This window comes from Alkalihalobacillus trypoxylicola, from assembly GCF_001590785.1.
GTDB lineage: Bacteria > Bacillota > Bacilli > Bacillales > Bacillaceae_D > Alkalihalobacillus > Alkalihalobacillus trypoxylicola.
Map to the genome: position 1 here is coordinate 389,486 of NZ_LTAO01000012.1, position 15,282 is coordinate 404,767.

At 35.5% G+C, this 15,282-nt stretch carries 17 protein-coding genes and 1 riboswitch; of the genes, 12 read left to right on the plus strand and 5 right to left on the minus strand.

Annotated features, from left to right (window positions below):
* Positions 1-4 precede the first annotated feature (4 nt).
* Positions 5-517 carry a L,D-transpeptidase gene (locus AZF04_RS09050; protein WP_061948435.1) on the plus strand — a complete coding sequence of 171 codons (513 nt, stop codon included), beginning with the start codon at positions 5-7 and terminating at the stop codon, positions 515-517.
* A gap of 63 nt (positions 518-580) precedes the next feature.
* On the opposite strand, the gene prli42 is transcribed toward AZF04_RS09050, so the two are convergent.
* Positions 581-670 carry a stressosome-associated protein Prli42 gene (gene prli42 / locus AZF04_RS20975; RefSeq protein WP_153017240.1) on the minus strand — a complete coding sequence of 30 codons (90 nt, stop codon included), beginning with the start codon at positions 668-670 and terminating at the stop codon, positions 581-583.
* Between the two features lie 84 nt (positions 671-754).
* Here prli42 and mce point away from each other — a divergent pair, with 84 nt between their 5' ends.
* Complete coding sequence (mce, locus tag AZF04_RS09055; RefSeq protein ID WP_061948436.1) at positions 755-1,171, plus strand: methylmalonyl-CoA epimerase; 417 nt, start codon at positions 755-757, stop codon at positions 1,169-1,171.
* 76 nt (positions 1,172-1,247) lie between these two features.
* Positions 1,248-2,366 (plus strand): M20/M25/M40 family metallo-hydrolase, encoded by a 1,119-nt coding sequence (locus tag AZF04_RS09060; protein WP_061948437.1) that lies wholly within the window; start codon positions 1,248-1,250, stop codon positions 2,364-2,366.
* A gap of 80 nt (positions 2,367-2,446) precedes the next feature.
* Here the strand turns inward: AZF04_RS09060 and AZF04_RS09065 are convergent, their stop codons facing one another.
* Complete coding sequence (locus AZF04_RS09065; RefSeq protein ID WP_061948438.1) at positions 2,447-2,644, minus strand: hypothetical protein; 198 nt, start codon at positions 2,642-2,644, stop codon at positions 2,447-2,449.
* A 403-nt stretch (positions 2,645-3,047) separates the two neighbouring features.
* Between AZF04_RS09065 and AZF04_RS09070 the strand changes: the two genes are divergently transcribed.
* From AZF04_RS09070 to AZF04_RS09100, 7 genes are all read left to right on the plus strand, one after another.
* On the plus strand, positions 3,048-4,676 hold the full coding sequence (locus AZF04_RS09070) for a Na/Pi cotransporter family protein (RefSeq protein ID WP_061948439.1): 1,629 nt from the start codon (positions 3,048-3,050) through the stop codon (positions 4,674-4,676).
* Between the two features lie 389 nt (positions 4,677-5,065).
* Positions 5,066-6,298: a DNA polymerase IV gene (locus AZF04_RS09075; protein ID WP_061948440.1), complete on the plus strand. Its 1,233-nt coding sequence runs from the start codon at positions 5,066-5,068 to the stop codon at positions 6,296-6,298.
* 87 nt (positions 6,299-6,385) lie between these two features.
* Positions 6,386-8,566: a hypothetical protein gene (locus tag AZF04_RS09080; protein WP_061948441.1), complete on the plus strand. Its 2,181-nt coding sequence runs from the start codon at positions 6,386-6,388 to the stop codon at positions 8,564-8,566.
* Entirely contained in the window at positions 8,563-8,862 is a 300-nt protein-coding gene (locus AZF04_RS09085; protein ID WP_045487022.1) for an EscU/YscU/HrcU family type III secretion system export apparatus switch protein, read from the plus strand. The genes AZF04_RS09080 and AZF04_RS09085 overlap by 4 nt, the downstream gene beginning before the upstream one ends.
* A gap of 58 nt (positions 8,863-8,920) precedes the next feature.
* Entirely contained in the window at positions 8,921-9,343 is a 423-nt protein-coding gene (fliS, locus tag AZF04_RS09090; RefSeq protein ID WP_174522648.1) for a flagellar export chaperone FliS, read from the plus strand.
* 15 nt (positions 9,344-9,358) lie between these two features.
* Positions 9,359-10,738 carry a flagellin N-terminal helical domain-containing protein gene (locus AZF04_RS09095; RefSeq protein ID WP_061948442.1) on the plus strand — a complete coding sequence of 460 codons (1,380 nt, stop codon included), beginning with the start codon at positions 9,359-9,361 and terminating at the stop codon, positions 10,736-10,738.
* A gap of 112 nt (positions 10,739-10,850) precedes the next feature.
* A complete protein-coding gene (locus AZF04_RS09100) occupies positions 10,851-11,294 on the plus strand; it encodes a YaaR family protein (RefSeq protein WP_061948443.1) in 444 nt (147 codons plus the stop codon).
* Between the two features lie 622 nt (positions 11,295-11,916).
* On the opposite strand, the gene AZF04_RS09105 is transcribed toward AZF04_RS09100, so the two are convergent.
* A complete protein-coding gene (locus AZF04_RS09105; RefSeq protein ID WP_061948719.1) occupies positions 11,917-12,516 on the minus strand; it encodes a CPBP family intramembrane glutamic endopeptidase in 600 nt (199 codons plus the stop codon).
* Positions 12,517-12,563: 47 nt separating this feature from the next.
* Between AZF04_RS09105 and AZF04_RS09110 the strand changes: the two genes are divergently transcribed.
* Entirely contained in the window at positions 12,564-13,031 is a 468-nt protein-coding gene (locus AZF04_RS09110; RefSeq protein WP_061948444.1) for an SRPBCC family protein, read from the plus strand.
* Positions 13,032-13,130: 99 nt separating this feature from the next.
* On the opposite strand, the gene AZF04_RS09115 is transcribed toward AZF04_RS09110, so the two are convergent.
* Positions 13,131-14,099 (minus strand): DMT family transporter, encoded by a 969-nt coding sequence (locus tag AZF04_RS09115; RefSeq protein WP_061948445.1) that lies wholly within the window; start codon positions 14,097-14,099, stop codon positions 13,131-13,133.
* A gap of 113 nt (positions 14,100-14,212) precedes the next feature.
* A riboswitch (FMN riboswitch) is annotated at positions 14,213-14,356 on the minus strand.
* A 75-nt stretch (positions 14,357-14,431) separates the two neighbouring features.
* On the minus strand, positions 14,432-14,869 hold the full coding sequence (gene cbpB, locus AZF04_RS09120) for a cyclic-di-AMP-binding protein CbpB (RefSeq protein WP_061948446.1): 438 nt from the start codon (positions 14,867-14,869) through the stop codon (positions 14,432-14,434).
* Between the two features lie 134 nt (positions 14,870-15,003).
* Here cbpB and AZF04_RS09125 point away from each other — a divergent pair, with 134 nt between their 5' ends.
* A complete protein-coding gene (locus tag AZF04_RS09125; protein WP_061948447.1) occupies positions 15,004-15,246 on the plus strand; it encodes a hypothetical protein in 243 nt (80 codons plus the stop codon).
* The last annotated feature ends 36 nt before the right edge of the window (positions 15,247-15,282 follow it).

Below are 15,282 nucleotides of genomic sequence, written 5' to 3' on the forward strand. Positions count from 1 at the left end.
GGTCATGATTAGAAATTTTACAATTTGTTTTATGGTTTTGATGCTTTCTTCACCTATATGGCCAATAGGCGATCAGCCGATGCTTGGAGATCCTTATATTATTGTCAATAAATCCAGTAACCAACTGGCATATATAACAAATGGGAAAATACAAGAAATTTATGAAGTAGCAACAGGTAAGGCGAAAAATGATACGCCAAATGGCGAATTTACGATTACAGTGAAAGCAAAGCATCCTTATTATCGTAAAAAGAATATCGAAGGTGGAGATCCTCATAACCCTCTAGGTACTAGATGGATGGGCTTTGATGCACTTGAAACTGATGGACGTATTTATGGTATTCATGGAACGAATTCTCCTGAACAAATTGGTGCTTATGTTACAGCTGGCTGTGTCAGGCTTCCTAACCAAAGTATAGAAGAGCTATATGAGCAGGTAAAGATAGGGACTAAAATTTTCATTACAGATGAAAATCGTTCTTTTGAAGACATAGCCTCTGAAAAAGGGGTTATTTAGAAAGAAAAAAAGCCAACTTAAGAGTCGGCTTTTTGTTTATGGTCATGACTGAGATTCTACTTTTTAAAGAATACTAACGCCCATTAATAATGTACCTGCAACCATCGTAACAATCATAATATATATAATGGCTTTTTGAAATTTACGTGGCATTAAAAACCCTCCTATTAAATCACTACCTCTATTTTACTTTGTATTCGCTTTATGAACAAGTCTTTTCTTAAGAAAGGAGATTAAATGGACAAGAAATTAGGAAAAGTCGCTCATATTGGAATTGCCGTCCGCTCGTTAGAAAAAGCAATCCCTTTATATACTCAACAATTTCAATTGAAATTAATCAAAAAAGAAATGATTGAATCACAAAAAATTACGGTTGCTTTATTGCAGGCTGAAAACATCGTCATCGAGCTAATACAGCCAACACATGAAGATTGTTCGGTTAACCGTTTTATGGAAAGGTTCGGTGAAGGGTTACATCATATGGCATTCTCGGTAGAAAACCTAGATGAAAAAATCGAGGATGTTTACAAATCTTCTGAACTTAAATTAGTGGATGGTAAAAGTCATATAGGGGCTCATCAATCTAAAATTTCATTTATCCATCCTCACTCCACGATGGGAGTCTTAATAGAATTGATTCAAATGAAAGAATAATATGTGTATGAGGTGAATTTATTTACAAAGTGTTGTATGATCAAGTTTGAGATTTGTATTATTGGAGGAAAAAATAATGGTATTGAATGAAGAAAGACTTTTAAATGGTTTTTTAGAGCTCGTAAAAATTGATTCTGAAACAAAGCATGAAAGAGCTATTGCTGACTTCTTGAAACAAAAATTTGTAGAGCTAGGACTTGAAGTGCTGGAAGATGATTCAGCAAGTAAAACAGGTCACGGCGCCGGGAATTTAATTTGTACACTGAAAGGTGAATCGGCTGCCGATCCGATTTATTTTACCTCTCACATGGACACGGTTGTGCCAGGTAAAGGTATTAAACCTGCTATTGAAGGTGATTATGTGGTCACAGATGGTACTACCATATTAGGTGCTGATGATAAAGCGGGTATCGCAGCCATCCTAGAAGCTCTTCATGTCATCAAGGAAACTGAGTTACAGCATGGCGATGTTCAATTCATTATAACCGCTGGAGAAGAATCAGGATTAGTCGGTGCTAAAGAGCTTGATTCATCGTTAATAAAAGCAAAATATGGATTTGCTCTAGATAGTGATGGTCCAGTAGGAGATATTATTGTTGCTGCTCCTTATCAAGCTAAAATAAAAGCAGTGGTAGAAGGTAAAACGGCACATGCCGGAGTAGCGCCAGAAAAAGGAATATCGGCCATTTCTGTAGCAGCAAAAGCCATTTCGAATATGCCGTTAGGTCGAATAGATGAAGAAACAACAGCTAATATTGGTCGATTTGAAGGTGGAACACAAACAAATATTGTGTGTGACCATGTCGAAATATTGGCTGAAGCTCGTTCTTTAGTTGAAAATAAACTAACAAAACAAATTGAAAAAATGAAAAAAGCATTTGAGGATACAGCCCAAAATATGGGTACAAATGCTACGGTTGATATAAAACTAATGTATCCTGGCTATAAACTGTCAGATGGTGATACAGTAGTAGAAGTAGCTAAAAAAGCAATAGAAGCAGTAGAACGTTCTCCAAAGCTGTTAAAAAGCGGTGGTGGAAGTGACGCAAATATTATCTCAGGTTTTGGTATTCCGACCGTAAATTTAGCGGTAGGTTATGAGGAAATTCACACCAAAAATGAACGTATGTCCATTACTGAGCTCAATAAGCTTGCAGAATTGATTATTAAAATCATTCAACAAGTCGCTCATTAAGATTATAACAAAAAAACCCCCTAATTATAGGGGGTTTTTGTTTCGATATATGAAAAAAAAGATATTGGTTACACTAAGCATTATTGAAAAACTAGTTTGTTCACATCGAAATTTCCAAATTCCAAGCATTCTAAAATAAGCTCTTCTGATTGTCCTGTTAAAAATGAAAGATCAGTTATAGTTAGATGCTCTAGCTCACTCTTATAAACGATGATGATGACATGTTCATAGAGATTGGTGTAAATGTTAGACTGAATTTGATCCTTTTTGGTATTCATTCTAGCGACACCCCCAATAAAAGTGGTTGTTTTGAACTTGTCTCATACTTACAACATAACTTACTTAAGCCAAACATGCAAACTAATCGTAAGCTGATTTCTATAAATAAGCCGTTTTAAATCAATACTAAAGTACGGATTAGAAGAGGTTTTAATTAAAATAAATAATAAAAATGTAAAAATTGTAAATAACAAAAACCAGAACAATTCGTAGGGTTCTGTCGTTATTTTTCAAATAAAGATTAAAAATTTCCAGTTATTAGTGTGGAAATGTTAAGTTTTTGTAAAGATTTAATTCTGTTTATTAAATATATGTAAATCAGTTTTTGGACTCTTTACACGAAAATAAAAAACAGATATGCTTGTTTACGGAAATGAGAAAAAACCTCTAGGAGTGGACGTAATGATCGATATTAATATCCAAGAAACGATATTTTATTTTCTTGGTGGTTTAGGTATATTCTTGTTTGGTATTAAGTTTATGGGTGATGGGTTAAAGAATGCGGCTGGAAACCGTTTAAGAGAAATTTTAGATAAAATGACCTCTAATCCATTTAAAGGAGTATTAGCGGGGGTATTAGTAACCATCTTGATTCAATCAAGTACTGGGACTACTGCTTTAACAGTTGGTCTTGTTAGTGCAGGATTTATGACACTAAGACAAGCGATTGGTGTTATTATGGGAGCTAATATTGGGACTACTGCAACTGCATTTATTATTGGTATTGATATTGGAGAGTATGCATTACCAATTTTATTCGTTGGAACAGCACTTATCTTCTTTTTTAAAAAACCAGTTATTAATTATGTTGGACAAGTCTTTTTTGGCTTTGGTGCCTTATTTTATGGTTTGAAATTAATGAGTGGATCCGTCAAACCTTTAGCAGGACTAGATGCCTTCCATCAATTAACCTTATCAATGAGTGATAATCCTTTATTAGGTGTGTTAGTTGGAACCGTCATGACCGTTATTATTCAAAGTTCAACAGCGACAATTGGAATACTGCAAGGGTTTATGACTGAAGGTGCTATGACTTTGAAAGCAGCCCTACCAGTATTATTAGGTGATAACCTCGGAACAACAGTTACAGCGTTGTTAGCAGCAATTGGAACAACCATTGCAGCGAGAAGAGCAGCTATGGTTCACGTTGTGTTTAACTTGATTGGTGCTGTTATGTTTTTGATATTATTAGCACCATTTACTTTATTAATTGAATATTTCCAGCAATCATTAGGTTTAAATGGAGCTATGACGGTTGCTTTTGCTCACGGCTCTTATAATGTGATGAATACGATTATTCAATTCCCGTTTGTAGGTGCATTAGCTTGGATTGTAACCAAAATTATACCAGGTGAAGATAAAACGATTGATTACAAAGCGAATTTAAGTCCATTATTACTCGAGCAATCCTACTCTGTTGCACTAGGACAGGCAAAAGAAGAGGTCCTTAGAATGGGTAATTATGCTACAGAAGGTCTAAATGAAGCAGTCAAATATTTAGATACAAAAGATAAAAAATATGGTGAATTAGTTATGCAATACGAAGAGGCGATTAATCACTTTGACCATAAAGTAACCGATTATTTGGTAAGTATGTCAGGTCATACTATGTCAGAGTCGGATACTAAGCTCCACACCGTATTAGTTAATTCTGTACGAGATATCGAACGCGTTGGTGACCATATGGAAAATGTCAAAGAATTGGTCGATTATCAATTATCAAATAAGTTTGAGCTCTCTGGTAGTGCATTAAAGGAACTAGATGAAATGTTTGACTTAACCATTAGTACGTATAATGATTCGTTACAATCGTTAAGTACTTTAGATAAATCCTTAGCAGAAGAGGTGCTTCAAAAAGAAGAGAAAATTGATAAAATGGAGCGCAACTTAAGGAAAAAGCATATTAAACGATTAAATGATGGCATTTGTACAGGAAGTGCTGGGATTGTCTTTGTTGATATTATTAGTAATCTTGAACGAATAGGTGACCATGCCGTTAATATCGCAGAAGCGGTATTAGAGGATAGTTAAAAACATCACATTAGACTATGAACCCTCCTTTTTTAAAAAAGGGAGGGTTTTTTAAAAGATAAATTTCCTATGAAAACTTAAGCTAGCGGACACAAGACACGGAGACTCCAGTGGGAAGTTGTGGCCATGCCGAAATCCACTTCTTAAAAAGTTAGTTCGGCGGCCATCCCAATGACTGATGTGTCTTGGGGAAGCGAACAGGCGGAAACCTAGAATATGGAATCATTTATTGTCCCGACCTCATTTTTTTTTTGTTGAAAAAATAAGGGTAAAGTATCATGCATTTAAAATTGAAGGAATGAATCGTACATGTTACGATTTATAGGAAGAATAATAGTGAATGATGTTGATTTCATGCCTAAACAAACATCACACAAGAGGTGATTACTATGAAACATAAAGTTATACTTCATATTGATATGAATAGCTTTTATGCTTCAGTAGAAATGTCCTATGATCCTAAATTGAGAGGAAAACCAATTGCTATTGCTGGAAATGTGGAAAAAAGGAAGGGAATTATTGTAACGAGTAGTTATGAAGCGAGAGCAAAAGGGGTTCAAACGGCTATGCCGGTCTGGAAGGCACTGAACCTTTGTCCTAAGCTCATATTGTTACCTCCCAACTTTGAAAGATATAAATCTGCTTCTAAGGCTATGTTTGATATTTTAAGGTCGTATACAGATTTAGTTGAACCCGTTTCTATTGATGAAGGATATATGGATGTTAGCGATTATTTATCTAAAGGCCATCCTTATCAACTTGCAGAGGAAATACAACGTCGGCTTCAGTCTGAGCTTGACCTTCCTTCAAGTATAGGGATAGCTCCTAACAAATTTTTAGCAAAAATGGCTAGTGATATGAAAAAGCCATTAGGAATTACGATATTAAGAAAAAGAGATATTGAGAGTAAACTATGGCCTTTGCCAATAGAAGAGATGCACGGTATAGGTAAAAGAACGACCGAAAAGTGGAAGAAACTTCAAATTAATACAATTGGAGATTTAGCCAAAGCAAATGAAAGAACGATAGAACTGCATTTTGGTATAAATGGAATAAGACTATTAAAGAAAGCAAATGGCCATGATGAACGACCTGTAGACCCTAACTCCATACATGAATTTAAAAGTGTGGGTCATTCCACGACGCTACCTTTTGATACGAATAATGAAGGTAAAATCTTAAAAGAGATTGGAAAACTTGTACAAATGGTACAGCAGCGTTTGAAAAGAAAAAAAGTATGTGCTTTTGGAGTACAGTTAATGATCCGATATCACGATTGGCGAACCATTACAAGGAGTAAAAAAATAGAAGAACCACTTCAGGAAGATGCGGCTATTTATTCAATAGCCATGAAGTTGTTTAAGGACCATTGGAACGGAGAATCGATTCGTTTAATTGGAATTAGTACTTACGACATTGTTGACCAGAAATATGCATACAAGCAATTAGACTTGTTTGAATATGAAAGTGAAGAGAAGAAATATAGGTTAAATGAAACGGTAGAGCAATTGCGAGAAAAATTTGGAGAAAAAGTGTTTCGAAACCTCCAAGAAATAACGGAGGATGAAAGCACTCCTAGCCCTATAAGAACAAGCTTTCAACGTGATTTTCTTGAGCATTAATTTGTTCAAGAAAATCATTTTTTTCGTTAATACTTGTCCAATTTCTTCCGATATAAGAGATAGTGATAAAGGAAGGTGCAAATACTTATGCAGATTCATGCACAGCTTATTCAAAACCAAAATCGTCAGGAGCCAACTTCTTCTCTCAAAAAGGGAGAGGTTCACCAAGCCGTTATTAAAGAAAAACTGTCGGAAGAAGAAGCCATTGTTTCCATTAAAGGTAAGGAAATGAAAGCGAGGTTTCAGGGGGGAGTTCCTTCGTCTCAAAGGGCTTCCGTAGAAATTGTATCTATCGAAGATGGAGATATAGAGTTAAAGAGTCTACCACACTCAAAAGCACCCAGCGAACATGATTCAATCAGAGCATCGACGCAGGCTGCACAGCAAAAGCTAGAATCATTAATAGGAAATCAAAAATTAACACCGGAGTGGAGACAAGCTCTGCAATTACTACAGAAGCATCAAGTGTCTTTATCGAAAGAGAGAATTCAAGATATTCAGCGTTTTTTACATGCTGGAAATGATATATCAGACCGACTTCAAACACTACATGCATTACTTACGAAAAAGCTTGAGCCTACGTCATCGCAGCTACAAGCGATTCATCAAGCATTACATGGACAAGCTCTTGTCGATGCTGTGACTAACTTAACTCCAAGTCAATCAACAGCAATAGTCGAACAAAGTCAGTTAAAAGAGATTATTACTCAGCATTACAGTCAATTATTAAGTAATCAATCTTCCAATGGGCAACAAATGTTACTCAATGAATTAATGGATAAAGTACAAGCAAGTGGTTTAAACATCAATCAAAAAGAATTAGAGGCTTTGGTCAGTCAATTGAGAAACGATGAACCAGCAAAGACAGTTTCTTCTTCTAGAAACGATTCAGCCATTTTAAATAAAATAAGCCAACTTCTTCAAAGGCAGCCAGATATTTCAGTTATAAGTTCTGAAATTAAAAGTCTTTTATTAACAGAGGAAAACCATCTTCCCTCTAAGCATTTGAACTTACTAGAGGGAGCGTTAACGAAAGCTGAAAAATGGTCTGAGCAAGGAAGAGAATTAACGGCTAGACAGGCAATTTTGTCGGCATTACAAACAATCGAGAATTCAGCAGATTCATCGAACTATGGAAATGTCAATCTACCGCCAGCTGAAAGTAAAATGATACAAGTAACAACGGTCACTGAAAAAATGGCCGAATTAACAAATCTATTTAAACGGTCACAGCGCGAGATTAATACGACCCTTCAATTGATTGTTCAGCAACAAAGTTTGCTACCTAATTCTAAACAATCTGTCCCTTTGCTAGAAACCGTGATTAAAAAACTGGATCATGCGATTATGAAGAGTGAGATGATGTTGTTTACCGATATGAAAACAGAAAGGTCCTTATTACAGGCGAGTAGTCAGCTACAGGAAGCGAAATCACTTTTACAAAATGGTCAGTTTCAGCAGGCTCAGCAGCTAGTAAGGGATGTACAAAGGCAAATCCAACAAATTCAATATCAGCCATCGGAAACGAAAGTTCATCATGTAGTTGCTGAACCAAAAAATGAAGCGATTCCTCAACATAGAGCGCAAAGCTTGGATTGGCTAAAGTCGTCTTTAAATCCAGAAGGAAGCTCTCGAAATATGTTTGAGATGATGAGACAAATGGGGTTAAGTAGAGAAGCGGATATGGCTCATCAACTCATCTCGCAAAAAGAATCTCAACAGTGGAATCAAAACTTGAAAAACCATCTTATGAATTTGGCAAAGGGAGATGAAGATGGAAATAAAGCACCTTCATTGGCGCAACAAGCAGTCCAAAATATTACAGGTCAACAACTTCTAAGTAGACATGAGCCTACAAATCATCTACAAAGTATGATGTTTAACCTACCCTTTCTCCTTGAAGATAAGGTAGAGAACATTCAGTTGTTTTTGAAGGCTAGAAATGGTGGAGATAAATTGGACTGGGAAAATTGCTCATTATACTTTTTAATGGAAACAACGAAATTGGGCGAGATTGGAATCTCATTATCGGCTAAAAATCGTTCGCTTTCTATTATTTTAAAAAATGACCAATCTGATTTTGAAGTGAGAATGAAACCATACGTAGATGAAGCTCTTGAGCGATTATCAGAGATAGGATACTCGATTAATGGGATGAAGTTTGAAGCTTTAACAAAGGAAACTCCTCCTTTAAATGGTGAGAATAAAGCGCCAGAGCAAGAACAATTACCATTTTTTACAGAAGAAGGGTTTGATTTTAAAATATGAACCATTATCAGTATATTAACCAAATTAAAGGTCAAAAGCAGAACGGAAAAAGCGCGGCCGTTATTCGATACGATGAACAAAATGAGGAAGCACCAAGAGTTGTGGCACAAGGTAGGGGGATGGTTGCAAATCAAATTATTCAAATGGCGAAAGAGCATGATATTGATTTACAAACGGAGCCTAGCTTGTTATCTAATCTATTAGAAGTAGATTTAGGAGAGCAGATTCCTCCACAACTATATTCTGTAATGGCGGAAGTGTTGCTTTTAATTGAGAAAATGGAAAAAAATTATTAAAGCTTTTGTTATCTGAAACCGATAAAGAAGTATTGATGCGTATGAGGAGGGGGATTACTTGGTAGATATAATGACGGATGAATGGTTATATCATAAAACACCTCAGCAGTTAACGAGTTTGCTGTACGAAGCCTGCTATAATCACTTAGAAGATGCAAAAACGATGATTAAAGAAAAAGATTATATCGGTGCCAATGAACGTCTGCAAAAAGCAAATGATGTCATACATAGATTAGGGGTTGGAATTAATTACGAAGCGGGAATTTTATCCGACCAATTAGAGCAGATTTATCAATATATGGCTGATAGGCTAATTGTCGCCAATCTCAAAAAAGACCTGGCTATTATAGATGAAGTACAAAAGATGATCGAGGAAATTATGAATGCGTGGAATACAGCATTGAAGGTGAAAAAAGACCGTGAAAGCACAAGTGTGAAATTGAAAAAAAATCGCTATGAACAACAAGCGATATACGAATAAGAGGAGCTGTTTTAAATGAAAATTAATAATAATATTCAAGCGCTTAATGCCTATCGTAACTTATATCAAAACCAATTCCAAACCTCTAAAAACCTAGAAAAGCTTTCTTCTGGCTTACGTATTAACCGTGCGGCTGACGATGCTGCAGGATTAGCGATTTCAGAAAAAATGCGCTCGCAAATTCGCGGGCTGAAGATGGCAGAACGAAATGCGATGGATGGTATTTCATTAATGCAAACTTCAGAGGGAGCCATGCAGGAAGTACATACGATGCTTCAGCGAATGAGAGAGCTTGCGGTTCAAGCAGCGAATGATACGAATACGGAATATGACCGCGAGCAAATTCAAAAAGAAATTGACCAATTAATGACAGAAATTGATAGTATTTCAGAAAAAACGGAATTTAATACGAGAAAACTATTGAATGGTTTTAGTGCGGTTCTAACCACTTATCAAAATGATGCTAATTCCCAAACTAACCTAATTGGTTTTCCTTTAGTGACGGATGCCAATATTAAATCAGGTGAATATAGTCTTGTCGTATCTGGCACTAGTCCTGTTTATACAGTCACTCAGCCAGCTGCTGGGTTAGGTAGTGATGATGAAGATATCGTTTTTACAGATGCAGATGCTTCCATGAAGTATGGTGAATATACGATTATGGTCCGAAATGTAACAGGAGAAGATGCGACAATTGAAATCCTTGATCCGGATGGTTTGTCATTAGGAACAAAAGCGGTAAAAATTGGTACTGAAGTAGAGGGAGAAGAGCCAGTTGATGTATTCGGTTTATCTATTGACACAAGCAAAATCTCCCAGGCCGGTACGGTAAAAGTTAAAATGGAAGCAAGTGCTACTATTCAACTAAATGATGCTGATGGAAACACGATTCATGCTGCTCGTGAGCTCACGAGCGTTAATGGGAAATTCAAACATGGCGGAGTAGAGTATCAGTTTATGAATAACATGAGTAATGGTACGATGGATTTTACGATTACAAATAATGCTCTCAGCTTTCAAATCGGTCCAAATACGAATCAAAATGTGATGATTGATATTCCTCGTATGGATGTGGTGACACTTGGAATTGAAGGAACTAACGTATTAACAAACAGTGATGCCAATCAAGCGATTTTTAGTATTGACCAAGCGATAAATAAATTATCTGATGCTCGAGCGAAATTAGGTGCGGTTCAAAATCGATTAGAGCATACGATTAATAATTTACAAGTTACTCATGAAAATTTAACGGCATCTGAATCAAGAATTCGTGATGCGGATATGGCACTTGAAATGACTGTCTTTACACGAAATAATATTTTAAATCAATCAGCAACTGCGATGCTAGCACAAGCTAATCAACTTCCACAAGGTGTGCTTCAATTGCTACAATAAGCTTGCTAAAAGAAGCGAATCACCCTTTCGCTTCTTTGCTATTTTCAAATGATTCGAGAAAGCTTCTAATTTTGCTATAATGGTCATGAATTGTAGGAAAGGACGAATATAGATGGATGTACAAAGAATTGCCGCAACGGGCTTAGGGAAACCTCGAAATAAAACCAATCAATCTGAAACAGGTGCTTCGATTCGCTTTAAAGAGGTTATGTCTAATAAGCGTGATGAGCAAGCTCAAGAACGACTTACTGCGTTAGTAGGGAAAATTGAAGAGCAAGGGAAAGCTTTAGCTGAATCACGCACGGTCGAGGAGTTAAGAAAATATAAAGCATTAATTAAAGAGTTTGTAGGAGAAGCCGTCGAGCATGGGTTAAGCTTAGAAGAAAAAAGAGGATTTAATCGAAGAGGACGGACAAAAATTTATAAAATAGTCGAGGAAGTTGATAAAAAGCTTTTAGCTTTAACAGATGCGATGCTTGAGAAAGAAAAAAGTGGATTAGAGATATTAGACATGGTCGGAGAAATTAAAGGCTTACTCGTTAATATTTATGCGTAATAGAGCACTTTTTAAAGAGATGTAAAAGCTATTTATAATTACTTTTGTGGATGCTAGCTTCGATTTTAATATAGAATCAATCTCATCTTGCATATCTTTTAATGAGAACCGAATAGTTTGGCTTTTGATTTTCACTTTAGGTAGATGCTTTCCCAAGGGCTTGTCTTCAGCTAACTCCGACTACGCAGGGCTTCGTCAGAGTGGATCTTCAGACTGCGCTAATCCTTTGGGAGTCACTACCTACCGTTACAATCAAAGAGTGAATTCGCAAACATTCGTTACATTGTATAATAAATGTTTGGTTTCATTCACTTATAGAGACATTATGAAATTCACTCATATTAAAAATGAATGGGACAAACGTTATTTTTAAATAAGCTCATGTAGTGAAACTTGAAATAGTTTGTAATGGATACACAAATGACGATTAGGGCCTCTCTTCTTCTCAAAAGAAGGAAGGTCTATTTATTCGTCATTTGTTAATGAAAGATGAATTCTAACGGACAACCAGGCACTAAATATGGTTGTATTTCTTTCTTCATGAGTATTTTTCAGTCTTTTTTTGAAATGTATATGCTTGCTGGAACAAAAGACTGAAATTATGCTACTTTAGTTTTTTCTTTTATAACAAAGGGAATAAGACAAGGAGAAATAAATTAAATATAGTATGAGAAGCGATGGCTACCCAAATGTTTCTACTCACATAATAAAGGTAATTCCAGACGAGTCCAGAGATAAAGGCAGCTAATACAAGTAACAAAGAGCCAGAAAAAAGATGAGCTAAGCTATATAAAAGGGACGCGAGTATAAGAGCCTTCATAGTGTTAAAGGACTTTAAAAGCTGATTGAGAAAAAAGTATCTCCAAAAAAATTCCTCCGCTGGAATAATCAAACAAAATAATAAAATAAAATGTAGAAAGTGAGTCGGTTTTACTAGTGAGTAAAGTGTTTCTAATGAATCAACAAGTGGAATGTTTAGAAATTCTAAAAGCTCTTTTCCAAATGCAAAGGCTAAATATAGCAATAGGCCACTCATAATCGCTAAAAGCCAATACTTAAGCCCATTTTGATTATTAGTAGTCGTCTCCTTAGTAAATGCAAGTCCATAAACCATTAATAAAATTAAGCAAATGGGAAAGATGATCCAAAAGGAAATAGGTTGCCATAAAAAACTAATAGCAAGGAAGAGGCATGCTAGTAACCAGCCAGCTAATGAAATCATATTCAAAATTAATCCATCCTTTAACCAAAAAATAGGGGGAGATAAAAGTGAATAAAAAAGTATTTGTTTATCATACCATTTTACCAGCTTCTATTGAGTTATCCTGGGATTTTTTTTCAAATCCAAGGAACCTTGAAAATATTACGACGTTTCCAAGTGTAGATGTTCAAGCTATTCATACCTTAAAACAAGGAGATATAATAGAAATGGAAATGAAAGTAATGGGTTTAACGAGAAAATGGATTGCAGAAATACAATACTCTGAAAGTCAAATAGAATTTATAGATAAAGCACTGAACCCACTTTTTCCTATGAGAGCATGGCAGCATAAGCATACATTTATTGATTTAGGACATAACACCTTAATGGTTGACACAGTCGAATTAGAAACCATTTTACCGTGTAGATTGCTTAATATAGGGTTAACCGCCATGTTTAAGCAACGCGAAAAGAAGATTCACAAGATTTTTTCTAAAGCTTTTAACCAAAAAGAAACTTTTTCGGTGCCATTTTAGTTTGTTCTTGAAAAAGAAAATCCCTCGATCTACTCGTCTTAAAACGAGGTCAAATCGAGAGACTAAGCCTGATAGTGTATCAGGCTTTTTGCTATTCTCTTAAGTGGTGCGGAACAGCTTTTTTGTTTTCATATATTTTGTTTTATTTTGCTGTGAAGATAAATAAAACAAAGTAAACCAAATGAGTAAAAATCCAATGAGCTGTGACCAGGTAATGATTTCATTAAAAAAGAACCAGTTAACCATTAAAGCTACCGCTGGAAAGCTTAATTCAGCTATGGTAGCATGAGAGGCTTTTGTATTCCTTAATCCTCGGTAATAAATAAGGATACTGAGTAAGCCTGGTATTAACGCTGAGGCAGCTAAATTAATAAAGACAAGTGAAGTGGATTCTCCTGATGAAGGCAACGTCCAAGGGCTTCCTTGTATCGAAACAATTAAACTGAGTAATGGGAGGGCCAGAATAAACCTTAGAGCTGTTACACTCTCATACTTTAAATCCTTTAATAAATATCTACCCATAACGGTTGAACCACCCCAAAGAGCGGCGGCAGCAATTGATAATAAGCTTGAGACTTGGATAAAATCACCCAACGACTGAAAAGGGAAATGGAATCCAAAGGCTAATAAATACGTGCCTATTAAAGCGATCATTACGATGGCTAGAAAGTTTTTTGGAAGAGCTTCTTTTAGTAAAATTCTAGCTAAAAATATAGCGAAAAGTGGTTGTAACTGCTGAAGAAGTAAAACCACATTTAAATTTCCATAAGTTAATCCCATTGTAAATAGAATCGTTGCTAAAGCTGAGCCTCCCCAAGCGATAAACAAAATAGCACCTAGGTGTTTGATTTTTATTTTTTTTAAATCTTTTCGATTAAACCATAGTAAAGGAAGAGCGATAAACATTAATAATATATGCTCTAATAGTACAATTTGAGAAGAGGTGAAGCTATCTAACAATAATATTCTAAAGAGGGGATTAATCCCCCAAAAAGCAGCTCCAATAGCTACTAACCAAAATCCTCTTCTACCTAATACTTGCTGTTTGTTTCCTTGCTGTCTGTCCATTTGTCAAACTCCTTCTGTTTGAACATGGAATCTTATCAAAAGAGAGAGCCTTCTTTTATCAAAAAGAAGGCTCACCAAATAATCGTACCTATAGTCATTTACAGGACGTGCTATTTAATCTCCTCCCATCCGGACTTTAACCGTCGGCCTTGGAATTTAACCAAGTCAGTCTTTTATTAAAAAAAGAGTCGCGGGCTAAGAAATGTTAAGATTTCATCACCGCCGGTAAGGAATTTCACCTAACCCCGAAGATCCATATTCATTTTTCATAGATACAATCATAATATGCGATGCAAAAAATATCAATACTTACTTTTATTTAGTGAAAATTTTCAGCTATGTAGGAATCGGCTAACAAGGGCTAAAATCGAGCGTCTTGTTAATATACCTAAAAATTCATTCTTATCATTCACTACACAGAGAAAAGGATGGTTAATTGATAAATTTAACGCTCTCGAGAAAGTATCCTCTCTTTTAATAACCGGTACATCTGTATTCATAACATCACTGACAATTTGATTAGAGAGTCTTTCCATTTCGAATTGTTCTACGCCAAGTATAGAATCTAGGATTAAGGAATGACTAATCATACCATGCAATTTTAGACTTGGATCTAAAACTGGAATGACTGTATACCCGGATTTAATTAAAACGAGTAGCGCATGCTCTAGTGGATTCTTAAGCTGTACATGTGCCACTTTTTCCATCGGGATAATTAAACTGGAGAGCTCTTCTTCCATTAACGTTTTGTTTTTTAAATGCTGAACCATGTCATCACTTCTTCTTTTCTTATTTATAAAATATCCATCTTAATTATCGTACCTTTCAAAAAAAGGCATTGTCAAGAATTAAGAATGATTTTTTATCTTCTGGTGATAATAAAGAAAAAAGCTAAGGAGATAATATGCACTCTAAACAAACCGTTACATATATTTGTGAAACTTATTTATCAGGAAATCAATATTATTATAAAAAGGAAATGATCACTTTTGATTGTTGGCAAAACCTTCAATCCTTGGGATGGTCGGCTCCGCGCCCAATTAGTAAAAAAACATTTGAAAAACGAAAAAAAGAAGGCTATAAAGTGATTTACAAAAATATAAATAAGAATCCAGCAGAAGTCATTTTTTTAGCAAAAAAAGGATAAATGGAAATATGCCTATTTTTCCGAAAATTCTAGATC